This is a genomic window from Deltaproteobacteria bacterium, assembly GCA_029858205.1.
GTDB lineage: Bacteria > Desulfobacterota > GWC2-55-46 > GWC2-55-46 > DRQE01 > JAOUFM01.
The window spans coordinates 37,871-61,121 of sequence record JAOUFM010000001.1 but is presented as its reverse complement, the minus strand read 5'-3'; the positions used below and the strand labels follow the sequence as shown (position 1 = coordinate 61,121).

The window sequence follows — 23,251 nt, the reverse complement described above, 5'->3', positions numbered from 1 at the left end:
GTTCGTTTTTTGTTGCGTTCTTTTTTGCAGTGTCTGGATGTGCTTTCCCTTCTTTTCCGCCTTTAATGCCAGCAGTAAAGGATCTCTCATCTCTGCCGCCAGGCAAGACTATTATTTTCGGAAAAATAGAACTCATACCTCCTCTTTCAAAGGGCGCGCAGCGGATTAAAGGGTCAAGATTGCAGGCATATGAGAATAAGGCGGCGTTGCTTACTTCTTCGTCGACACTTGTAAAAGCCAACGAAGATTACAGGTACCGTTTGTCGCTTAGTTCATCGGCGAATCAGTTTTTTATGTTAAAGGAGCCTGTATACGATAGATACGATAAAATGATTGAAATAATGTTTGGGGAAACATTCTATGTTATGGCAGAGGATAAGCCTTTTTATGTAGTTGCTTCGGAGGTGTATATGAACGATGCCAGATGGTTTGGAAGAGTTTTTCTCCCATCTGGATACAAAGTAGACATTAAATCTGGCGACGAGGCGGTTTATGTAGGCACTATAAGATATTATAGAAACGAATTTATGGATATTGTCTCGGTAGATGTCGTAGATGAATATGAGGCCGAGAAGGCTGCGATTATGGTTAAATTTGGTAATAAGATAAGAGTTCGCAAGGCGCTCGTATCCGCTAAAAGTAAGTAAATTTGTTTGCTGTTGACAGCCCCATTAAATTTTTAATATAATTAAGTACTTAAAATGCTTTTGGGTGGCATGTTACAGATGTTCGGCTTGGATTGGTTGTGGTTAGGGTTTGCCTGTGCGGCGGCATGATGCCGCCGTTATTTTATAAGAACCGCGTATAGTCATTGATTTTTGCGGTAAGGGGTTGGGTAAAACATGGCGCCAAAGTACAAGAGAATTCTTCTAAAGCTTTCGGGCGAGGCCCTTATGGGCGAGCTCAAGTTCGGCGTGGATTCATCCGTTGTCGACACCATAGCATCCGAGGTAAAGGACTGCGTGGCCACAGGCGTGGAAGTAGCGCTCGTTATCGGCGGCGGCAATATTTTTAGAGGCGTCGAGGCAAGCGCAAAGGGCATGGAAAGGGCTACCGCCGATTACGTCGGCATGCTCGCGACCGTCATAAACTCGCTAACCATGCAGGACGCGCTCGAGAAAAAGGGCGTTATAACGAGGGTCATTTCGGCAATCGAGATGAAGGCCCTTGCAGAGCCATATATAAGAAGGCGCGCAGTTCGCCATCTTGAGAAGGGCCGTGTCGTGATATTCGCCGCAGGCACCGGCAACCCGTACTTTACTACCGACACCGCGGCCTCGCTTAGAGCAATGGAGATACAGGCTGATATAATAATGAAGGGCACGAAGGTCGACGGCGTATATGACAAGGATCCGGTAAAGGACAAGAGCGCTAAGAAGTTCGAGGAATTGACGTATATAGAAGTACTTAAGGAAAGGTTGAAGGTCATGGATACGACCGCGGTATCGCTTTGCATGGACAACAACCTGCCGATTATCGTCTTCAATATAAAGGAAAAAGGCAACGTGATGAAAATACTAAAAGGGGAGAAGGTCGGCACGCTCGTAAGGGCGAACGCATAGAGGGCATTATGGCGCTAAAAAACGTTTTCGACGATTCCAAGAGAAAGATGGACAAGGCAATCGAGCTCTTCATGCAGGAGCTCTTGAAGCTTAGGACAGGTAGAGCCTCCACTGCAATACTCGACGACGTGAAGGTCGATTACTACGGCACCGCAACGCCGTTGCCGCAGATGGCCTCTCTCTCTGTTCCCGAGAGCCGGCTCATAACCGTACAGCCATGGGACATGAGCCAGCTTGGCGCGATAGAGAAGGCGATAATATCGTCAGGGCTGGGTCTTACGCCTACGAACGACGGCAAGTTGATACGCATACAGATACCGCAGCCAACAGAGGAGAGACGAAAAGAGCTCGTCAAGGTGGCGAAAAAGTATTGTGAAGACGCCAAGGTCGCCATTCGTAACGTAAGGCGCGACGCTAACGAGGCCATAAAAAAATTGGAAAAGGACAAGGCCATCACTCAGGACGATCTAAAGAAGGGCCAGCAGCACGTGCAGGACGTTACAGATAAGGAAATAAAGAAAATAGACTCCATACTCGCTGACAAGGAAAAGGAGATAATGGAGGTCTGAGGCTGTATTTGCGGGCGCATCGGCTGTTTTTTTCTTTTTCACGAGGTCTACGGGTTTGAACGACATACCCTCTCACATAGCGATAATAATGGACGGCAACGGGCGCTGGGCGCAGCGTAGAGGCGAGATGCGCGTTAGCGGCCACAAAAAAGGCATAGATGCTGCGCGTAACGTCGTCAAGCACTGCCGCTCCCTTGGCGTTAAGTATCTTACCTTGTACACATTTTCCAAGGAAAACTGGAACCGTCCGGTCATGGAAGTAAACCTTCTGATGAAGCTTCTCGAAGACTACCTCATGGCCGAGTGCGAGCTTCTCATGCGCGAAGATGTACGCTTCAAGGCAATCGGCGATATAGATGATCTGCCCGAAGGCGTGAGAAAGGTCGTGAGACTGGTAGAAGCTAAGACGGTCAACAATACTTCGATGACGCTGCAGCTTGCGCTAAGTTACGGCTCAAGAGATGAAATAGCAAAGGCATGCAGGGCGATTGCCATGGACGTTGAAAAGGGTTTGCTTAAGGCAAGCGATGTGGACGGTCGCGAGCTTGAAAAGCGTCTCTACACGGCAGGAGCGCCTGACCCGGACCTTCTTATCAGAACGAGCGGGGAGATGAGGCTTTCGAATTTCATGCTCTGGCAGTCGGCTTATACGGAACTTTATGTGACAGAGGTCCTCTGGCCTGATTTCGGCGAAGAGGAGCTTATGAAGGCAATACGCGTTTTTCAGGGCCGCGACAGGCGCTTTGGACTTACGCAGGCGCAGCTTGCGGCGCAGGCGAAGTAACACGTTGTAGAAAACGATATGCGCGGCGCGGACTTTTGTCCGTGCCGTTTTTTTACAGACTTCGCGGCATTTGAAAGGGGAAATATATCTTGGTCAAGCGGCTGATAAGCGGCATAATACTAATACCAATAGTCGTAGCGATTATCCTCTACGCTCCGTTTTGGGTCATAGCAGCGCTTGCGGCCCTGCTTATCGCAGGGGCGGTTAAAGAGCTCATGCACATAAACGAGAAGATGGGGTACTCGGGAAGCGCGGCGCTCGCCATAGTGTTTTCAGCGTCAATACCTTTCATCTTCCTGTACGCAGGGCTTGCCGACGCCTTACGGGCCTCGGTTGCATACGTCTTCATATATTTCTTAACGGGCATATACGCGAGAAAGGACTTCAAGGCCTCTGCTAACTGGGTCATGTCCAAGATACTCGCACTTCTCTATATCGCCGTGCCGGTTGCCCATATCGTACCGCTAACCGGGCTCGAGAACGGCAGGTTGTGGTTTCTTTTCTCTCTCGTGCTTGTCTGGAGTAACGATACATTCGCGTACTTTACGGGAAAGGCGATAGGCAAACATAAATTAGCTCCGGTGCTAAGCCCGGGAAAATCCATAGAAGGGCTTGTTGGCGGCTTGCTTGGCGGCGTCATAGCCTCTCTTTGCATGAATTATTTCTTAGGTCTCGGGCTCTACCACTACGAGGTCGCGCTCTTAACGCTCGGGTTAGGTGTAGTCTCGGTATATGGAGACTTGTTCGAGTCTTTACTAAAGCGCGCTTCCGGCGTGAAGGATTCGGGTAACCTTATACCTGGCCACGGCGGTCTGCTCGATAGGATAGACAGCATGGTGTTCGTTGTTCCGGCGCTTTACTATTACCTCGAGCTTCGCAACCTTCTCTCATGAAAAAACAAAAGGGCATAGCTGTACTTGGCTCAACAGGCTCCATAGGCACGAGCACGCTCGACGTGGTGCGCGCCAATAAGGGGCGCTTCAAGGTCGTAACACTTGCCGCCGGAAAGAACATCGCGCTCTTAAAAAAGCAGATCCGCGAGTTTGCGCCGCATTTTGTTTCGGTAACCGATGAAAAGAGCGCAGAGGCGCTTTCCAGTGATAAGTCCGTTAAGTCGCTTGGCGTTGATATAGGCTTTGGCACAGAGGGCGCGAAGATTGCAGCTGCATATAAGGGCGTTGACATGACCGTGTCGGCAATCGTCGGGTTTGCCGGGCTTATCCCGACGCTTCACGCCATAAAGGCAGGCAAGGACATCGCTCTTGCAAACAAGGAAGCGCTTGTTGCCGCAGGGCCGCTTGTGATGAATGAGGTCAAGAGAAGAGGGGTAAGCCTCATTCCGGTCGATTCCGAGCACTCTGCAGTGTTTCAGTGCTTAAAGGGCCACGACACCGCTGAAATCGAAAGGATAATACTTACTGCCTCCGGTGGGCCGTTTCTAAGGGCGCCGCTTTCGAAGCTTAAGTCCGTTACGCCCGGGCAGGCGCTAAAGCACCCGAACTGGGAAATGGGGCGGCGCATTACGATAGATTCCGCTACAATGATGAACAAGGGCTTCGAGGTAATAGAGGCAAAGTGGCTTTTTGGCGTCCAGAATGATAAAATAGACGTTGTCGTGCACCCGGAGAGCATAGTGCATTCGATGGTTGAGTATGTCGATGGCTCCGTTGTCGCGCAGCTCTCCACCTCAGACATGCGGGGTCCCATATCCTATGCCCTCGGGTTCCCGGGGAGGATAGGGAAGAACTGCACCCCGAGGTTGGAGCTTGGCGGAAGAAGGCTTGAGTTTTTAACGCCCGAGAAGAGGCGTTTTCCGTGCCTGACGCTTGCGTACGAGGCTCTCGAAATAGGCGGTACTGCGCCTGCAGTTTTGAATGCCGCGGACGAGGTTTGTGTCGAGGCTTTTTTGAAAAAAGAAATAGGGTTCATGGATATAGCGCGAATACTTGCCATGGTGCTTGGCGCGCACAGGGCAAAGACCATAAAAACGCTCGACGACGTGCTCGATGCCGATATGTGGGCAAGGGATAAGGCAGCGTCGCTTGTAAAATGAAATGCTTAAGCGCAAATAAAGTAAGGAGACAAAAAAGATAAAATGTTCACACCAGAAGGCATATTGGTATTTATAATAGTGCTTGGCGTGCTGATCTTCGTGCACGAGCTCGGGCACTTTGCGGTTGCCAAGTACTTCGACGTCAAGGTCGAGAAGTTCTCTCTCGGGTTCGGCCCCGCTCTTTTCTCCGTGAAAAGAGGCGAGACCGAGTACATGCTCTCTGCCATTCCGCTTGGCGGGTATGTAAAGATGTTTGGAGAGTCGAGAGAGGATGAGAAGGGCAAGGAGTGGAGCGCGTGGGAGCTCGAGCGCGCATTCGACCGTAAGCCGATATACCAGCGCGTGCTTATAGTGGCTGCAGGGCCGGTGATGAACTTCATACTCGCGTTCGTAGTATTCCCGCTTCCATACATGCTTGGCACCAGCATGCCGGCGTTTCTCTACGATGAAGCCAGGCTCGAGTACGTTGATAAGGGCGGTCAGGCCGATAAAGGCGGCATGAAGGCCGGGGATGTGATTATAGAGGCCGATGGCGAGAAAATCGAGAACTGGAGCGCGTTAAATAAGGTAATACTTCTAAGCCCGGGTAAGGAGATTATATTTACCGTAAAGCGTGACGCAGAGACCTTTAAGGCTCCTTATACTCCGGGTAAGAGCGCGAAGGAAGGCATGGGCACGGCAGACGACATACTGCCGAGCAGTCCGCCTGTCGTGGGCGCGCTTGCTCCGGGTATGCCTGCGGACGTTGCCGGGCTTAAAAAGGGTGACAGGATAACTGCAATCGACGGCGTGGAGATAAGCTACTGGTACCAGATATCGCGCGAGATGGCGAAGAAACAGGGCGAGAGGGTCGTTACCTATGTGCGCGACGGTAAAACTATGGATGTAAAGCTTACTCCCAAGTTCGACGAGGAGGCAAAGCGCCAGCTTATCGGTATAAATCCGCTTATCGAGACAGTGGTAAAGAAGTTCGGTTTTGTCGAGTCAATTAAGCTTGGCATGGCGGAGTGCTACGAGCAGACGTATCTGATATTCAAGTTCATAAAGGGGCTCTTCACGGGGCTTTATTCGGTAAAGGCCCTTGGCGGCCCGATAATGATAGCGCAGGTAACGGGCTCGGCAACGAGCGCCGGGTTTACCAAGGTCCTTGTGCTTGTCGCCATAATAAGTCTTAATCTCGGCGTGCTAAACCTCTTCCCCATTCCGGTATTGGACGGCGGCGTTGTCGTTATGCTTATCGCTGAGAAGTTAAAGGGCGCTCCTCTTAGCGACAGGTTGGTCATGATGTTCCAGCAAATCGGGTTTGCCATGATAATCGCGCTCATTGCGCTTGTCATGTGGAACGATATCTGGAGAATTTTCAGCTGACGGGGCTCTTTGCGTGAGGCTTCTTTCGATAGACACGTCTTCATTTTCAGGAAGCGTTGCGGTCTCTGATTCCGGGCGCGTGCTCAAGGAAGTGCACGCGGAGCGCGTCACCACTCACTCCGAGTGGCTTCTAAAGAGCATAGATGAACTGCTTACTTCGTTAAATCTCACGATAAACGATATCGATTGCTTTGCCATAGGAAGCGGCCCGGGCTCGTTTACAGGGCTTCGAATCGGAGTAAGCCTTATTAAGGGGCTTGCCTGGGCAACAGGCAAGATGGAGATAAGAACAGTATCTACTCTCATGGCGCTTTCGATGAACGCCGGGAAAACGGACAGAATAGTTTGCCCTGTATTCGACGCGCGTAAGAAAGAGGTCTACGCCGCTGCATTTGATTTGAGCCTGGGCGCGCCCAAGAGGCTTCTTGACGACAGGGCTTCTTCCATAGAGGATTTTATCAAAAGCCTTAAAGGCGTCACTTCCGGCAGGGGGGCCGTGTTCCTTGGTAACGGCTTAAATGAATATAAAGAGAGCGTGTCAGTCCTTATGCCCGATGCCGTGTTTTTGCCGGAAGAAAAGTGGCATATCAGGGCGTCGAATATAGCTATCCTTGCCGAAAGCGGGCCTTATAAAACCCTTACCCCGCTTGAAGTTACGCCGCTATACCTGCGCAAATCCGAGGCCGAGCTCAAAAGCGGCCAAAACAACGCCTAATCCCGTTATTTTATTGACTTTTTCCCTCTTTTTAGTGTATTATTACTAACTTAAGCGAATTTCACGTATTTTGGAAAGGAGCAGCTGATATGCCTATTGACGTAAACGACCCTGTTGTTGATAAGCTTCTTAAGAATAATATCGAGTTCAAGGAGGCATACGAGACATTCCGTCAGCACAGGAAGGTGGTCGAGAAGTTGGAGAAGCGGCCGCATCTTACCAAGGACGAGGAAGTCGAGATTGCCACATTGAAGAAACAAAAGCTTGCTCTTAAGGACAAGATGGAGCACATGATAAACGTTTTAAAGGAAAGCGGCGTTAAATAAATACGCAGGGGTGATATGAGAAGCGACCGCGTTAAAAAAGGTTTTTCAAGGGTCCCGCACAGGGCCCTTATGTACGCAACCGGCATACCAAAGGGCGAGATGCAAAAGCCCTTTATCGGCGTTGCTACGAGCTTTACAGACCTTATCCCCGGCCACATCGGCATGAGGGATCTGGAAAGGTTCATCGAAAAGGGCGTGCACACGGGCGGAGGCTACCCGATGTTCTTCGGGCTCCCAGGCGTTTGCGACGGCATTGCCATGGGCCATAAGGGCATGCATTATTCGCTCTCCACACGCGAGCTTATAGCTGACATGATAGAGAGTGTAGCCGAGGCGCATGCTCTGGACGGCCTCGTGCTTCTAACTAACTGCGATAAGATTACCCCAGGCATGCTCATGGCAGCCGCGAGGTTGAACATCCCATCGATAGTAGTGAGCGCAGGGCCGATGATGACAGGAAGGTTGAAGGGACAGCGTCTTTCGTTTATACGCAATACGTTTGAAGCGATGGGACGTTATAAAAAGGGCGAAATCACGAAGTCAGAGCTTGCGGCTTGCGAGCTTGGCGCGTGCCCGGGGGTTGGAAGCTGCCAGGGGCTCTATACCGCCAATACGATGAACTCGCTTACAGAGGCAATGGGCATGAGCCTTCCTGGGTGCGGCACTGCTCCGGCAGTGATGAGCGAGAAAAGGCGCATTGCCTTCGACTCGGGCGAGAGAATCGTCGAGCTTGTAAGGAAAAATATTTTGCCAAGAAACATCATGACGAAAAACGCATTCGAGAACGCAATCAGGGTTGATTTGGCGCTCGGTGGTTCTTCTAACACCGTGCTGCATCTTCTGGCGATTGCGCATGAGGCAGGGGTTAAGCTTCCGCTCGATACGTTTGACAAGCTTAGCAGGACGACTCCTCACATAGCATCGCTTGAGCCGGTAGGGAAGTTCTACATGGAAGACCTTCACTGGGCAGGCGGCATACCGGCCGTGATGAAGAGGCTTGAGAAGGTTATAAAAGATAACCCTACCGTTTCCGGCGTCAGGGTGAAGGACATAGTAAAACAGGTTACATACGTGGATGAGGAAGTGCTAAAGCCGGTTGATAAGCCCTATCACAAAGAGGGCGGTATAGCGGTGCTTGGCGGTAACCTTGCTCCTCTTGGTGCGGTTGTAAAGCAGTCCGGGGTTAGCGATAAGATGATGCGCTTTACCGGCAAGGCCATAACATTCGACTCCGAAGAAGCTGCTCAGGCAGCCATACAGTCTGGCAAGGTAAAGGCCGGGCATGTGGTGGTAATTCGCTACGAAGGCCCCAAAGGCGGCCCCGGAATGCGCGAAATGCTTGCTCCAACTGCGGCAATCGTCGGGCTCGGGCTTGGCGAGAGTGTTGCGCTCATAACCGACGGTCGGTTTTCTGGCGGTACAAGAGGCCCGTGCATCGGCCATATATCGCCAGAGGCAATGGAGGGCGGCCCCATAGCGCTTGTGAAGAACGGCGATGTTATCGAGCTTGACATTCCAAAGAGAAAGCTTGAGCTCAAGGTGTCTGCCGCTGAGCTAAAAAAGAGAAAGAAGAAGTGGAAGGCCCCGGAGCCGAAGATCAAGACAGGCTGGCTCTCGCGCTACGCAAAGGTGGTTACAAGCGCAAACACAGGGGCGGTAGTGGAGTAGATGGCTGGAATAACGGATTCCTAATCCGTGTGTCTATAAAAAAAATGTTAGCCGCGATGCGATTGCGGCCTATTTGAGAAAATGACCAAGACAGGGGCAGAAATATTCATAGAGGCGCTTAGGAAGGAAGGCGTTGATACCATTTTCGGGTATCCTGGCGGAGCTGTGCTTCCGCTCTACGACGTGCTTTACGGCAAGAAGTGTCCGCTAAATCATATACTCGTGCGCCATGAGCAGGGCGCTGTGCATATGGCAGACGGTTACGCGCGCTCGACCGGAAAGCCCGGTGTTGTTTTAGTCACCTCTGGCCCTGGAGCAACCAATACCGTTACCGGAATAGCAACCGCTTACATGGATTCTATTCCAATGGTCGTGTTCACAGGACAGGTGCCGACCGCGCTTATAGGTAACGACGCTTTTCAGGAGGCTGACATAGTCGGCATCACGAGGCCGTGCACAAAACACAATTACCTTGTTAAAGACGTGAAAGACCTTGCGCGCATTATCAAAGAGGCTTTTTACATTGCAACGACAGGAAGGCCGGGCCCTGTGCTCGTCGACATTCCAAAGGACGTGCAGACCAATTCAACTGTGTTTCATTACCCAGAGAAGGCGTTGATAGAGAGCTACCAGCCGACGTACAAAGGGCACCCCGGGCAAATCAGCAAGGCCCTTGAGATGATACTTAACTCGAAGCGTCCGGTTATATACGCCGGCGGTGGGGTCATTGGTTCGAATGCAGCGGCCGAGCTTACAAAGCTTGCAAAGAAGCTCGAAATACCGGTTACGACTACACTCATGGGCATGGGCGCGTTCCCCGGCACCGATAAGCTGCACCTCGGGATGCTCGGGATGCATGGCACGTACGCAGCAAACATGGCAATCTCGCATACCGATTGCCTTATAGCCGTTGGCTCGAGGTTCGATGACCGCGTCACCGGCAAGCTCGACGAGTTCGCGCCGTACGCGAAGATCGTGCACATAGACATAGACCCGACATCGATTAGTAAGAACGTCAAGGTCGATGTTCCGATTGTCGGCGATGTGCAGCATGTTCTAAAAGATCTGCTCGATGCGCTTACAAAGAAGGACAAGAAGCACGTGTCGGCTTTCTCGGAGCATACTTCTAAGTGGCATAAGGAAATAGAGAAGTGGCAAAAGACGCATTCCTTGAAGGTCACGCAGCCCATGGACGGGCGCATAAAGCCGCAGTACGTCATAGAGCGTATCTACGCGCTTACAAAGGGCGATGCCATAATCACGACCGAGGTCGGCCAGAACCAGATGTGGGCTGCGCAGTTCTATAAGTTCGACAAGCCGCGTACTTTTCTTACCTCCGGCGGGCTCGGCACAATGGGGTATGGTTTTCCTGCGGCCATAGGGGCGCAGGTTGCATATCCTAAAAAGACGGTTATCGACATAGCAGGTGACGGCTCCATACAAATGAACATCCAGGAGCTTGCAACTGCGGTCGAGTACGGGTTGCCTGTAAAGGTCGCGATACTAAATAACCATTTCCTCGGAATGGTCAGGCAGTGGCAGGAGTTCTTCTATGATAAGAGGTACTCGCACACGTGCCTTGGTAAGAAACCCGACTTCGTGAAAATAGCGGAGGCGTACGGCGGTGCTGGCTTAAGGGCAGAGAAGCCAAAGGACGTTGACGCGGTCATAAAGAAGGCCATGAAGATAAACGACAGACCAGTGTTCATGGAGTTCATCGTTGACCCCAAGGAGTGCGTGTACCCGATGGTGCCCGCGGGCCAGGGGCTCACAAAGATGCTACTTGTGTAAAGAAGGCTATCTATGAGACATACGATATCGGTTCTTGTACAAAACGAATTTGGCGTGCTCTCCAGAATATCGGGGCTCTTCTCCGGAAGGGGCTTCAACATCGAGAGCCTGTGTGTGGCAGAGACAGGGGACTCCAATGTCTCCAGGATGACTATTGTCACGACCGGGGACGAGAGGATAGTTGAGCAGATAATGAAGCAGCTAAACAAGCTCATAAACGTCATCAAGGTGCACGACATGACCGGCGAGGAGTTTATCGACAGGGAGCTTGCGCTCGTCAAGGTGAACGCTACCGACGAAACGCGGCCGGAGATACTTAGCACAGTCGATATCTTCAGGGCAAAGATCGTGGACGTCGGGCCCAAATCCTATACAATCGAGGTCACGGGGGATGAGCAGAAGATACAGGCCATTACGGAGCTACTTCGTCCGTTTGGCATAAAGGAAATGGTTCGTACAGGTAAAATTGCAATGGCAAGAAGCGTTAGAGGCAAAGGCAAGGAATAAAAAAAGCAAAGGAGCCATACATGAAGGTTTACTACGATAAGGACGCAAATCTCGAGAACATACGCTCTAAGAAGGTAACGATAGTCGGGTTCGGCAGCCAGGGCCATGCCCACGCGCAGAACCTTAAGGAAAGCGGCGTTGACGTTACGATAGGCCTAAGGGAAGGCGGTTCATGGAAGAAGGCCGAGGCAGCGGGGCTTACGGTAAAGAATGTCGCCGACGCTGTAAACGGCGCGGACGTTGTGATGATACTTATACCGGATGAGAGGCAAAGCGAGACCTTCGAGAAGGAAATAGCGCCGAATCTTAAGAAGGGCGCGTACCTCGCATTCGCGCACGGCTTTAGCATACACTTTAAGAAAATCGTGCCGTCCTCGGACGTGAACGTCATGATGATTGCGCCAAAAGGCCCTGGGCATCTTGTAAGGCATGAGTACACGAAGGGCAGGGGCGTGCCGACACTCGTTGCTGTGCATCAGGACCCGTCCAAGGATACGCTAAAGGTCGCTCTTGCTTACGCTAGCGCCAACGGTGGCGGCAGGGCCGGCATCATCGAGACGTGCTTTAAGGACGAGGCAGAGACAGACCTCTTTGGCGAGCAGGCAGTGCTTTGCGGCGGCGTAACGGCCCTTATAACGGCAGGGTTTGAAACGCTTACGGAGGCAGGCTATCCGCCGGAGATGGCGTACTTTGAATGTCTCCATGAGATGAAGCTTATCGTTGATTTGATATACGAGGGCGGCATTACCAACATGCGCTACTCGATAAGCAACACCGCGCAGTACGGCGACCTTACAAGAGGCCCGCGCGTGATAACGGACGCAACCAAGGCCGAGATGAAGAAGATACTTGGTGAAATACAGAGCGGCAAGTTCGCCGATGAGTGGATGGGCGAGTACAAGAACGGGCTTAAGAAGTTTAACGAACTTACGAAGAAGGGCGAGACGCATAAGATAGAAGAGGTCGGCGAGAAGCTAAGGGCGATGATGCCGTGGATGAAGGCCTCCAAGATAGTCGATAAGGCTAAGAACTAAGGGCCGCCGGATGCGCATACCATTTGCAAAGGAAGGGTATGTCTTTATTTTTATCGCGGCAGTGCCTGTCGTAATAACAGGAGTACTCGCGGTATGGCCGCTTTTCATATTTTTCGCGCTTGTTTTGGCGTTTGTTCTTAACTTCTTTCGCGACCCGGAGAGGGATATTCCCTCCGGTGACGACGTTATAGTCAGTCCGGCAGACGGCCGCGTTATAATATGCGACGTTGTTCGTGAGGACAGGCTTCTAAAGGCCGAGGCTAATAAGATAAGCATCTTTATGAATGTTTTTAACGTCCACGTTAACAGGGCGCCTGCGGACTGTAAGGTCTTGAAGGTTGCCTATAACGAAGGCAAGTTCATGAACGCGGCATTCGACAAGGCCTCCTTGGAAAATGAGCAGAATGCCATTCTGGCCGAGGCAAAGAACGGCAAGAAGTTTATCTTTACGCAGATAGCAGGGCTTATAGCGCGCCGCATCGTGTGTTACTCGAAAGAAGGCGACGCGCTCACAAAGGGCGCAAGGTTTGGCATGATAAGGTTCGGCTCCAGGCTAGATGTGTATCTTCCGCTCGACGCTAAGGTGGAGGTCAAGGTAGGCGACAAGGTGAGCGCGGGAAGCTCGATACTCGCGCGCTGGTAGGCAAGGGGAAAGGCAGACCGGAGGGGACATGGCAAACAGCGACTACGAACACGATATAGAGAAAGAGCAGGAAGAACTCAAGGACGACGAGATTGACGTTGAAATTGCTCCTGACAGGACAAGGAAGCTTCGGCGCGGTGTTTATCTTCTGCCAAACCTCATAACCTCGGCAAGTCTTTTTGGAGGGTTTTATTCGATAGTAGCGGCCCTTGACGGCAACTTCGTTCACTCCGCAGTCGCAATACTTATCTCTGCGGTGCTCGATTGCATGGACGGACGCGTTGCGAGGCTAACGAACACCACAAGCAAGTTCGGCATGGAGTATGATTCATTGTCCGACCTCGTGGCATTCGGCCTTGCCCCTGGCATATTGGTATTTACCTGGGCGCTTAGGCCCTTTGAAAAGTTCGGGTGGCTTGCGGCATTTCTCTACGTCGTATGCGGGGCGCTTCGTCTTGCGAGGTTCAACGTGCAGACAGCGACTATCGGCAGTAAGCACTTTAACGGGCTGCCAATACCTGCTGCCGCAGTGCTCGTTGCCTCGACAGTGATATTTTTTAACTATCTTGGGCAGATAGAGATAGCAAAGCACGTTACCGTGCTTGTGATGATATACACGCTCGCGTTTTTGATGGTGAGCACAGTCAAGTACTATAGCTTCAAGGAGTTTAACATAAAAAAGAGGTCTCCGTTCAGGCTTCTTGTGGGAGTGATACTTCTTGCCGTGCTTGTTGCGGCGCAGCACGAGATACTTCTTCTCGTGCTCACCTTCGGGTATGTCGCGTCAGGGCCGGTATATACGCTCATTGACATGATGAAAAACGGGCACAAGTTAGAGATAAACGGCCAGGCAGTGCATAAGGGCAGCGGGGAGCATAAGGGTTAGGCAATTTTTATGGATAACAGGGTAAGAATATTCGATACGACACTCAGAGACGGCGAGCAGTCGCCCGGGGCCTCGATGAACGTCGAGGAAAAAATCCGTGTGGCAAGGCAGCTTGCCAAGCTCGGCGTTGACGTGATAGAGGCTGGGTTTGCCTTCAGCTCTCCGGGCGACTTCGAGGCAGTCAGGAGAATCGCGCACGAAGTCGAAGGGCCAATTGTTTGCAGCCTTGCAAGAGCGAAGCAAGACGACATCGATTCCGCTTGGGAAGCTTTGAAGGGCGCTCCGAGGCCGCGCATACATACGTTCATCTCTACATCGGATATACATCTTAAGCACCAGTTCCGTCTCACTCGCGACGAGGCGAAGAAGCGCGCAGTTGAGATGGTCACACATGCCCGTGGATATGTCGACGATGTGGAGTTTAGCCCCATGGACGCGTCGAGGTCAGAGCTTAAGTACCTCTACGAGGTCATCGAGGCTGTCATTGCTGCAGGAGCGTCTACGATAAATATTCCCGATACCGTAGGCTACGCGCTCCCTGAGCAGTTTGGCGCGCTTATAAAGGGGATACGGGCTAACGTAGGTAATATAGATAAGGCGATTATTTCCGTTCACTGTCATAACGATTTGGGGCTTGCTGTTGCGAACTCGCTTAGCGCTGTGATTAACGGCGCGCGCCAGGTTGAATGCACCATAAACGGCATCGGCGAGCGGGCAGGGAACGCCTCACTTGAAGAAATAGTAATGATACTCAGGACGCGTAAAGACATACTCGGCCTTGATACTGCCATAGTTACTGAGCAGATATACCCGGCAAGCCGCCTTGTCTCGGGCATCACCGGCATGATGGTGCAGCCCAATAAGGCCATAGTCGGCGACAACGCCTTTTCGCACGAGTCCGGCATTCATCAGGACGGCGTGCTTAAGGAAAAGACCACCTACGAGATAATGAGCCCCGAGTCCGTTGGCATATCCAAGTCAACGCTTGTAATGGGTAAGCACTCGGGCAGGCACGCGTTTAAGGCAAGGCTTAAGGAGCTTGGCTACGAGCTTTCGGATGAAGACCTGAATGCCGCATTCGAGAGGTTCAAGGAGCTCGCTGACAGGAAAAAAGAGGTTTTTGACGAAGACATCGAGGCCCTTGTTCAGGACGAGGTGCTTCGTATCGAGGTGCCTGACCGTTTCCGTCTCGTAAAGTTGGAAGTATCGGGAGGCACGGAAAAGAGGCCTAGCGCTGTTGTTGTAATGGAGGCCGATGGCGAAGAGAAAAAGCAGAGCAGCGATGGCGACGGCCCGGTGGACGCGGTCTTCAAGGCTATATCCGCGATTACTGCGACGAAGAGCAAACTGCTACGCTATTCTGTCAATGCCATTACAGGCGGCACGGACGCGCAGGGCGAGGTAACCGTGCGGCTCGAGGAAGAAGGGCATACGGTGCTTGGGCAGGGCTCTCATACCGATATTATAGTGGCGAGCGCAAAGGCCTACATAAACGCCCTTAACAGGCTCGAATATAAAAAGAAGGAAAAACGCGAGAGGCTCGTCTGAGGACGGGGTTTCTGCGTAATTATTAAAGAGAGGAAGCGTATAAGCGATGGCTAAGAAAAAGGCATTGAGGCCGATGACAATAACCGAAAAGATACTTGCAAAGCACGCGGGGCTTAGTGAAGTAACCCCGGGCATGCTCATAAACTCTAAGGTCGATATCGCGCTCGGTAACGACATCACAGCGCCGATAGCCATAGACGAGTTCAGGAAGATAGGCGCAAAGAAGGTGTTTCATAAAAGCAAGGTCGTGCTCGTTCCCGACCACTTTACGCCCAATAAGGACATAAAGAGCGCAACACAGGTAAAGATACTTCGAGAGTTCGCAGCCGAGCAAGGGCTAAAGCACTACTACGAAGGCGGCGAGGTGGGAGTAGAGCACGCGCTTTTACCGGAGAAGGGCATAGTCGTTTCCGGCGATGTTGTAATCGGCGCCGACTCGCATACCTGCACCTACGGGGCAATGGGCGCCTTTGCTACAGGGGTTGGCTCAACAGACCTTGCCGCTGCCATGATAACCGGCGAGGTGTGGTTCAAGATACCGGAGAGCATGAAGTTCGTATTCTACGGGAAGCTTAACAAGTGGGTAAGCGGCAAGGATCTTATCCTCTATACTATCGGCAAGGTCGGCGTTGACGGCGCTCTTTACCGCGCAATGGAGTTCACCGGAGAGACCATAAAGGGGCTCTCGATGGACAGCCGCTTCTCGATGTGCAACATGGCGATAGAGGCCGGAGGTAAGAGCGGCATCATAGAGCCGGATGCAACGACGAAGAAATACGTCGAGAAGAGGGGCGAGAGGCCGGCAAAGTACTATACGAGCGATAAGGAAGCCGAGTACATGGTCGTGCACGAGTACGATTGCAGAAAGATAGACCCGCAGGTCGCGCTTCCGCATCTGCCTGAGAACACGAAGAACGTATCAGAGGTAAAGAACATTGCTATCGACCAGGTTGTCATCGGCTCCTGCACCAACGGAAGGCTAGAAGACCTGGAAGTCTCGGCAAGGCTTCTTAAGGGTAAGAAGGTAGCCAAGAACACGCGCCTCATTATAATACCGGCAACACCTCTTATCTACAGGCAGGCCATGGACCTTGGGTACTTCGATATCTTCATGAGCGCCGGAGCGATAATCAGCCCTCCAACATGCGGCCCGTGCCTTGGCGGGCACATGGGCATACTCGCGCCGGGAGAGAAGGCGCTCTCGACGACGAACAGGAACTTTGTCGGAAGGATGGGGCATACGACAAGCGAGGTATACCTTGCGAATCCGGCTGTTGCAGCTGCAACGGCAGTTAAGGGCAGGATAGCGCATCCGGACGAGATAGCGAAGAAGTAAAAATTTAATTACGACTAACGAAGGAGCAAGACTAAAATGAAGGCACGCGGCAGGGTTTGGAAGTACGGCGCTGACATAGATACTGATAGGATAATACCGGCAAGGCATCTAAATACCTCTGACCCAAAGGAACTTGCGAAGTACTGCATGGAGGACGAGGACGCAACATTCGCAAAGAACGTGAAGCCAGGCGATATTATCGTGGCAGATAAGAACTTCGGCTGCGGCTCATCGAGAGAGCACGCGCCCATATCGATAAAGGCAGCAGGGGTCTCATGCGTCATTGCAAAGAGCTTTGCGCGCATATTCTACAGGAATTCGTTTAACATGGGGCTTCCTATTTTGGAATGCGTTGAGGCGGTCGATGGCGCAGCCAAGGGCGACGAACTCGAGGTGGATATGGCAAGCGGCGAGATAGTGAACATTACGAAGAATAAGAGGTACAAGGCAGCTGCAGTGCCGCCGTTCATGCAGGAGCTTGTGAGTTCCGGCGGCCTTATGCAGTGGATAAGGAAAAGAGGGTTTGTAAGTTAGACGGCAAAGAGAAGGCGATAAACACCGCTAAAACTCGCGCGAAAGCACAACAGGGAGGATGATTGAATGGGAAGAAACGATAACAGGGGCGATAAGCCAAAGAGCAGGACGATTTCAACGGACAAGCTACAGATAGAAAATAAAACGCTTTTCATAGACTTTAAGGAAAACCCCGGCGGGAAGTTTTTGCAGATAGCCGAGCTTTCGAACGACAGAAGGAGCACCGTTGTCATTCCGCACAGCGGCCTTGAGTCGTTCTTTGATTCGTTAAAGAAGATACTTGAAATTCCTGCGGCAAACGAGGAGGAAATAGAGAATGCATAAGATACTGGCCATAGCCGGCGACGGCATAGGCCCTGAAATAGTGGATGAGGCAGTAAAGGTGCTTGAGTGCGTTGAGGAAAAGTTCAATGTCGAGTTCGAGGTAACGGAGGCTCTTGTCGGCGGAGCGTCAATTGACGTAAATAAAACGCCGCTTACAGATGAAGTGCTAGGCATGGCAAAAGAGGCCGATGCCGTGCTTCTTGGAGCTGTTGGAGGCCCTAAGTGGGAAGCCCTTGATTATTCGATAAGGCCGGAGAGGGCGCTTTTGAAGCTTAGAAAAGAACTCGGGCTTTTTGCCAATCTTAGGCCAGCAAAGATATTTAAGGCCCTTGCCGACGCCTCCACATTGAAGCGCGAGGTCATAGACGGCGTTGATATCATGGTTATACGCGAGCTTACCGGAGGCCTTTATTTCGGTACTCCCAAAGGCGTTGAGAAGCTTGCTGACGGCACGGAAAGAGGCGTGAACACGATGGTGTATACCACACCTGAAGTCGAGCGCATCGCAAAGGTCGCCTTTGACATCGCCATGAAGAGAGGCAAAAAGCTCATGAGCGTTGACAAGGCGAATGTGCTTGAAACCACCGAGCTCTGGAGAAAGGTTGTTACGAAAGTAGGCGCGTCGTATCCGAAGGTCGAGCTTTCCCACATGTACGTCGACAACTGCGCCATGCAGCTTATCAGAAACCCGAAGCAGTTTGACGTCATAGTGACCGAGAATACATTTGGCGACATACTCTCCGACGAGGCAGCTATGCTGACCGGTTCTATAGGCATGCTTCCATCCGCGAGTGTTGGAGACACAGGGCACGCGATGTACGAGCCCATACACGGCAGCGCCCCCGACATAGCAGGTAAGGGCATAGCAAACCCGATAGCAACGATACTTTCCATTGCCATGATGCTAAAGTACTCCTTTGGTATGAACGAGGCTGCCGAGTCTATCGAGAAAGCGGTCGAGAGGGTGCTTGATAAGGGCTTCAGGACTGCGGACATCTACACCGAAGGCACGAAGAAGCTCTCTACTATCGGCATGGGTGATGCAATAGTCGACGAGATACAAGCGGCAAAGTAAAAGGAGGCAGGGCTTATTTATGAGAACGATACTTGAAAGAGGCTGGCTTGCTGTAATACTCGCCGTGATATCGAGTTTTGTGGGTTCGGTTGCTCTTTTTGTCTGGTCGTCCATACAGATGGGTAAGACGGTGTATCATATGTTTCATTCGTTTGCGACAGGAGAGAGCGTTTCGGCCACAGTGCACATGGTTGCGATACTCGACGGTTTTCTTCTGGCCGTTATCCTTTATATATTCGCAGTCGCGCTCTACGAACTGTTTATAGGCGAGCTTAAGATGCCGGAGTGGCTTAATATTAACAACCTGGACGATTTAAAGAAGAAGCTTTCTAGCGTCATAGCTCTAATGCTCGCAGTCACCTTCCTCGAGCATATAGCCGAGTGGAAGGATGCCAAGGATACGTTGATGTTCGCCGTGTCCATAGCGCTCGTGCTTGTGGCGCTCGTGTACTACATGAAGGCAAAGGAAAAGGACTCGCACCACGAATAGGCCGGACGGTGTTTTTTTCTCTGTAAAAGCCGGCTCTTTGCCGGCTTTTCGCGTTTTAGGGATAAGAGGGCATGGATATAGAGACAAGGGTAAGAGAGAATATAGCAGGATACAAGATGTTTAAAAAGGGCGCGAAGGTCTGCGTTGCCGTTTCCGGCGGCGTGGATTCCATGACGCTTTTGCATGTCCTTTCCAAAATAAAAGAACCGCTTGGCATAAGTATCATAGTCTGCCACCTTGACCATAATCTTCGTGGTAGAGAGTCGAGGCGAGACCATGATTTTGTGAAAAGTACGGCAAAGAAGCTCGCACTCAAGTTCGTTGGTAAAAGGCTCAAGGCAGGGGAGTTAAAGGACGTAAAGAAAGACGGCGGCATGCAGGAGGCTGCAAGAGAGGCGAGAAAGGCTTTTCTTCTGGATTGTGCGAAGAAGCACAATGCCTCTATTGTCGCGCTTGCGCATAATAAGAACGACCTGATTGAAACAGTGCTCATGCGTCTTATGAAGGGCGCTTCTCTTGGCGGGCTAAAGGGCATTGCGCAGAAGTCCGGTATTTTTGTGAGGCCGCTTCTGGACGTGAGCCGCACGGATATAGAGCGTTACGCACGGGATAATAAGATAAGGTTTGTCGAGGATTCATCGAACAGGACAGAGAAGTACCTTAGAAATAAAGTCCGTCTTAGCCTTGTGCCATATATGGAAAAGAATTTCAACCCGTCGGTGGTTGATACGATTGCCCGAACAGCAAGGCTTCTCTCTCGTGACGACGAGTTTATCGAGGCTGCTGCGGCAGATATCTTCGATGCCGCGTTGATAAAGAAGGCAAAGGCCTCTCTTACGCTCGATATCGGGCTTCTTAGCTCTGTCCATTCTGCTCTTTCTTCAAGGGCGCTTCTTAGGGCTGCAAGGGCCTTTGTCCGCGATATGGAGGTAAGCGCAAAAACGATGGATGCGCTCCTCGGGCTTCTTACAAAGGGCGGCAGGGCTGCTTATGTGGATGCAGGCAGCGGCGTGCGCTTTAGCCGTTCGTATAATGATATGGTCGTTGCCATGGCTCCAAGAGAGGATGACACGAGAGCGGCTGTAGGCGCAGTTGAACTTGCAATTCCGGGAGTTACGTTTGTAAAGCAGTTAAAGGCGCGCGTTCATGTGTCGATTCTTAGTAAGGCTCCAAAGACTTTTGGCGCTGACAGGCATACGGCGTACTTCTCTCTTGATTCGTTCGATGTGCCGCTTTGTGTGAGGGCTACTCTTCCTGGTGACAGGATAGCGCCGTTTGGCATGAATGGCCGTACTCGAAAACTGAAAGATATATTTATAGATTCAAAGGTGCCGCTTGCAAAGAGGCGCACTACTCCTGTCATAGTATCTGCAACGGGCGAGGTCTTGTGGCTTGCCGGGCTTCGGCAGGCAGAAGGTCATAAAGTGGCAAAGGGCACGAAAAAGGTGTTAAAGCTTACGGTTGAGATGCTCTGAGACCGGCGTTTTGGCGCCATCTATTCCATTGCCAAAGCCCGGGGATTTTGATAACTTATTGCATTAACCGGACATTATATAAGGAAGGATTTCAAGTACATGCTGATGCCGTATAAAGGCATGATGCCAAAGGTTCATGAAACCGTATTTATCGAGGACTCTGCGCGCGTTATCGGGGACGTTGAGATAGGCGAGTACTCGAGTGTGTGGTTCAATGCCGTTGTCAGGGGCGATGTCCATTATATCCGCATAGGCGAGAGAACCAACGTCCAGGATAACTCCGTTTTGCATGTTACCAAAGATACATTCCCTCTTATAATCGGAAGTGAAATTACAATTGGCCATAACGTCGTTCTCCACGGCTGCACAGTAAAGGACAGATGCTTAATCGGCATGGGCGCAATTATCCTCGACGACGCTGTCATTGCCGAGGATTCGATTGTAGGGGCAGGAGCGCTTGTTACAGAGGGTAAAAAGTTCCCTCCGCGTAGCCTCATCATCGGCAGCCCTGCCAAGGCAGTGCGCGAGCTTACTGACGACGAAGTGGCGAAAATTCTTAAATCGTCAAAGAACTATATCGAGTACGCATCGCACTATGTAAAGGAAAGAGAGGGAGTAAAGCGGTGATAAGGCGTTTTGGTGCCGTAGTTGTTGCAATCGTATTGATTGTATTTTTTGTCGCAGACGGTTTTGCGTCTGTAAAAGAACTTCCCGACGATTTAAGGACCTTCTGGGAGGCAAGGCTTACTGAGCTTAGCGCAGTTAACCCTTCTTATGAAACTACAAAGCCTGTTATAGCGGACGGCATAAAGACCTATGAAGTGAAGTTCATGAGCTACGGTAACGTTCCTGTTCACGGCGTTGTGGCCATGCCTGCAAAGGCAAAGGGCAAGCTTCCGGCAATCCTTCTTCTCCACGGCTACGGGGACTACGGCAGGCCCGAGTGGGCAAAACGGTTTGCGAAGAAGGGATTCCTCGCTCTCGCAATAGACGTCAGGGGCCACGGCCAGCTTGCAAAGGAATATAACCCGGAGGCAACGGACCTTATAATAAAGGGCATAGAAAAGCCCGAAACCTATTTTCTGGTAGGCGTGCTCCTCGACGCGATACGCGGAATCGATTATTTAAAGACACTTCCGGAGGCAGGGAGCATCTATCTTAACGGCACGTCCATGGGAGGCGGCACTTCAATGATGCTATCCGTTTTGGATGAGCGCATGACTGCCATTGCAGCCGGAGTGCCTTTTTTAAATGACGTTCCTCTTGGCATTGAAAAGGCAGACGGCGGGCCATATCCCATTGTCAGGGAATTTCGCTCAAAGCTTTCCAAAGCGGGGAAGGCGGCAGATGTTGCCGCTGCCGATAAAACACTCACCTATATAGATGTCATGCGCTACGCGCCTTATATGAAGAAGCCCGTGCTAATTGGCATAGGCGGCGCTGATACCATTTGCCCCGAAGAAGGCATACAGAACACGATAAAGAAAATCCCTGACTCAACAAAGAAGAAGGTCTTTAGGAACGCGAAGGCAGGGCACGTGGTGCTGCCGGGGTGGCACGATGAAGTGGAGAGGTGGTTTAAGTCGAACCCTTGAGATGCGCCTCCGTTGATATAGGAACCAACACGCTAAGGCTCCTTATAGCCGAGGCCTCGGAAACAGGCGGCATAAGGCCGCTGCTTTATAAGAGACATATTACAAGGCTTGGCGGCTCGTATACCGAGGAGCATGGCATAGATAAGGACGCGGCAGAGAGAACAGTAAAGGCGCTGGAAGATTTTGCAATAGATATAAAGAAGTTTGGCGTTGGCAAGGTTGTTAACGCGGCAACGAGTGTCGTAAGACGCGCTGTAAACAGCCCCTGGTTCATAGACGAGGCTGAGAAAAGAAGCGGCATCAGGCCAAGTGTTGTAAGCGGGGATGACGAGGCAAGGCTTTCGGTAGCAGGTGTACTGTCGGTAGTGGCTATTGGCAAGGACGACACAGCGCGCCGATTGATATTCGATATAGGCGGCGGCTCAACAGAGTTCATAATAACCGAGGGCTACAGGGTCGTCAGCGCATGGAGCATGGAGCTTGGCGTTGTGCACCTGACGGAGCGCTACCTTACAGAAGAGTTGCCGTCAAAGCAAAGCCTTTTGGAATTGGAATCACATGTCAGGGACGTGGTAGTTACGGTAAGAGGGCTTTTTGAGAAGGACGGCATAGATATAAAGGATTTTTTTTCAAAAGAAGGCTCTGAGATAGTCGGCACCGCAGGCACGATCACGACACTTGCGGCAATAGACCAGAGGCTCGATATTTACGACAGGGAAAGAATCAACCGTTACGTGCTCGGCATTGACAGGGTTCGCGCGATATACAAGGAGCTTTCGGCAATGCCGCTTTCCGAGAGGGCGCGCTACCTGACACTTGAAAAGGGGAGAGAGGATTTAATCATCCCCGGCTCCGCGATAACGATAGAGGTAATGGAGGCCTTTGGTTTCGATTCCATAAGGGTGAGCGATGCCGGGCTTCTCGAAGGCTTGATAATAAAGGAACTCGGACTTGCATAAACGTTTTAA

General features: G+C 51.4%; 25 protein-coding genes. All 25 read left to right on the top strand.

The features are described 5' to 3' along the window. Positions 1–65: 65 nt before the first annotated feature. The 25 genes from OEV59_00290 (at position 66) to OEV59_00170 (ending at position 23,242) form a co-directional block, all read left to right on the top strand. Positions 66–647 carry a hypothetical protein gene (locus OEV59_00290; protein MDH4226179.1) on the top strand — a complete coding sequence of 194 codons (582 nt, stop codon included), beginning with the start codon at positions 66–68 and terminating at the stop codon, positions 645–647. Between the two features lie 195 nt (positions 648–842). Beyond that, positions 843–1,562, top strand: a complete 720-nt coding sequence (pyrH, locus tag OEV59_00285; GenBank protein ID MDH4226178.1) for a UMP kinase — start codon at positions 843–845, stop codon at positions 1,560–1,562. Between the two features lie 8 nt (positions 1,563–1,570). Then, positions 1,571–2,131, top strand: coding sequence for a ribosome recycling factor (gene frr, locus OEV59_00280; protein MDH4226177.1), 561 nt, complete (start codon positions 1,571–1,573; stop codon positions 2,129–2,131). Between the two features lie 55 nt (positions 2,132–2,186). Beyond that, positions 2,187–2,915, top strand: a complete 729-nt coding sequence (locus tag OEV59_00275; GenBank protein ID MDH4226176.1) for an isoprenyl transferase — start codon at positions 2,187–2,189, stop codon at positions 2,913–2,915. A gap of 89 nt (positions 2,916–3,004) precedes the next feature. Then, positions 3,005–3,808 (top strand): phosphatidate cytidylyltransferase, encoded by an 804-nt coding sequence (locus OEV59_00270; protein ID MDH4226175.1) that lies wholly within the window; start codon positions 3,005–3,007, stop codon positions 3,806–3,808. Beyond that, complete coding sequence (locus tag OEV59_00265) at positions 3,805–4,968, top strand: 1-deoxy-D-xylulose-5-phosphate reductoisomerase (protein MDH4226174.1); 1,164 nt, start codon at positions 3,805–3,807, stop codon at positions 4,966–4,968. The genes OEV59_00270 and OEV59_00265 overlap by 4 nt, the downstream gene beginning before the upstream one ends. A gap of 42 nt (positions 4,969–5,010) precedes the next feature. Continuing rightward, a complete protein-coding gene (gene rseP / locus OEV59_00260; protein MDH4226173.1) occupies positions 5,011–6,336 on the top strand; it encodes an RIP metalloprotease RseP in 1,326 nt (441 codons plus the stop codon). 13 nt (positions 6,337–6,349) lie between these two features. Continuing rightward, entirely contained in the window at positions 6,350–7,051 is a 702-nt protein-coding gene (gene tsaB, locus OEV59_00255) for a tRNA (adenosine(37)-N6)-threonylcarbamoyltransferase complex dimerization subunit type 1 TsaB (protein ID MDH4226172.1), read from the top strand. 89 nt (positions 7,052–7,140) lie between these two features. After that, the gene (locus tag OEV59_00250; protein ID MDH4226171.1) at positions 7,141–7,377 is read left to right on the top strand and encodes a YdcH family protein; all 237 of its coding nucleotides are present in this window, start codon (positions 7,141–7,143) and stop codon (positions 7,375–7,377) included. Between the two features lie 15 nt (positions 7,378–7,392). After that, the gene (ilvD, locus tag OEV59_00245; GenBank protein ID MDH4226170.1) at positions 7,393–9,045 is read left to right on the top strand and encodes a dihydroxy-acid dehydratase; all 1,653 of its coding nucleotides are present in this window, start codon (positions 7,393–7,395) and stop codon (positions 9,043–9,045) included. Between the two features lie 81 nt (positions 9,046–9,126). Next, entirely contained in the window at positions 9,127–10,836 is a 1,710-nt protein-coding gene (gene ilvB / locus OEV59_00240; GenBank protein ID MDH4226169.1) for a biosynthetic-type acetolactate synthase large subunit, read from the top strand. Positions 10,837–10,848: 12 nt separating this feature from the next. Beyond that, complete coding sequence (gene ilvN / locus OEV59_00235) at positions 10,849–11,343, top strand: acetolactate synthase small subunit (GenBank protein ID MDH4226168.1); 495 nt, start codon at positions 10,849–10,851, stop codon at positions 11,341–11,343. Between the two features lie 20 nt (positions 11,344–11,363). Then, entirely contained in the window at positions 11,364–12,377 is a 1,014-nt protein-coding gene (gene ilvC / locus OEV59_00230) for a ketol-acid reductoisomerase (protein ID MDH4226167.1), read from the top strand. A 10-nt stretch (positions 12,378–12,387) separates the two neighbouring features. Further along, positions 12,388–13,020: a phosphatidylserine decarboxylase family protein gene (locus tag OEV59_00225; GenBank protein ID MDH4226166.1), complete on the top strand. Its 633-nt coding sequence runs from the start codon at positions 12,388–12,390 to the stop codon at positions 13,018–13,020. 28 nt (positions 13,021–13,048) lie between these two features. Further along, positions 13,049–13,906, top strand: coding sequence for a CDP-diacylglycerol--serine O-phosphatidyltransferase (gene pssA, locus OEV59_00220; GenBank protein MDH4226165.1), 858 nt, complete (start codon positions 13,049–13,051; stop codon positions 13,904–13,906). A gap of 9 nt (positions 13,907–13,915) precedes the next feature. Further along, entirely contained in the window at positions 13,916–15,454 is a 1,539-nt protein-coding gene (locus OEV59_00215) for a 2-isopropylmalate synthase (GenBank protein MDH4226164.1), read from the top strand. Positions 15,455–15,500: 46 nt separating this feature from the next. After that, positions 15,501–16,790, top strand: coding sequence for a 3-isopropylmalate dehydratase large subunit (gene leuC, locus OEV59_00210; protein MDH4226163.1), 1,290 nt, complete (start codon positions 15,501–15,503; stop codon positions 16,788–16,790). 36 nt (positions 16,791–16,826) lie between these two features. Next, positions 16,827–17,324, top strand: a complete 498-nt coding sequence (gene leuD, locus OEV59_00205; GenBank protein ID MDH4226162.1) for a 3-isopropylmalate dehydratase small subunit — start codon at positions 16,827–16,829, stop codon at positions 17,322–17,324. Positions 17,325–17,390: 66 nt separating this feature from the next. Further along, on the top strand, positions 17,391–17,648 hold the full coding sequence (locus tag OEV59_00200; GenBank protein MDH4226161.1) for an RNA-binding protein: 258 nt from the start codon (positions 17,391–17,393) through the stop codon (positions 17,646–17,648). Continuing rightward, entirely contained in the window at positions 17,641–18,723 is a 1,083-nt protein-coding gene (gene leuB / locus OEV59_00195) for a 3-isopropylmalate dehydrogenase (protein ID MDH4226160.1), read from the top strand. Before OEV59_00200 ends, leuB begins: the two co-directional genes overlap by 8 nt. A gap of 19 nt (positions 18,724–18,742) precedes the next feature. After that, complete coding sequence (locus OEV59_00190; protein ID MDH4226159.1) at positions 18,743–19,213, top strand: YqhA family protein; 471 nt, start codon at positions 18,743–18,745, stop codon at positions 19,211–19,213. A gap of 71 nt (positions 19,214–19,284) precedes the next feature. After that, on the top strand, positions 19,285–20,688 hold the full coding sequence (tilS, locus tag OEV59_00185; protein MDH4226158.1) for a tRNA lysidine(34) synthetase TilS: 1,404 nt from the start codon (positions 19,285–19,287) through the stop codon (positions 20,686–20,688). Between the two features lie 99 nt (positions 20,689–20,787). After that, positions 20,788–21,315, top strand: coding sequence for a gamma carbonic anhydrase family protein (locus tag OEV59_00180; GenBank protein ID MDH4226157.1), 528 nt, complete (start codon positions 20,788–20,790; stop codon positions 21,313–21,315). Further along, complete coding sequence (locus OEV59_00175) at positions 21,312–22,283, top strand: acetylxylan esterase (protein MDH4226156.1); 972 nt, start codon at positions 21,312–21,314, stop codon at positions 22,281–22,283. The genes OEV59_00180 and OEV59_00175 overlap by 4 nt, the downstream gene beginning before the upstream one ends. Further along, positions 22,280–23,242, top strand: a complete 963-nt coding sequence (locus OEV59_00170) for an exopolyphosphatase (protein MDH4226155.1) — start codon at positions 22,280–22,282, stop codon at positions 23,240–23,242. The genes OEV59_00175 and OEV59_00170 overlap by 4 nt, the downstream gene beginning before the upstream one ends. Positions 23,243–23,251: the final 9 nt, after the last annotated feature.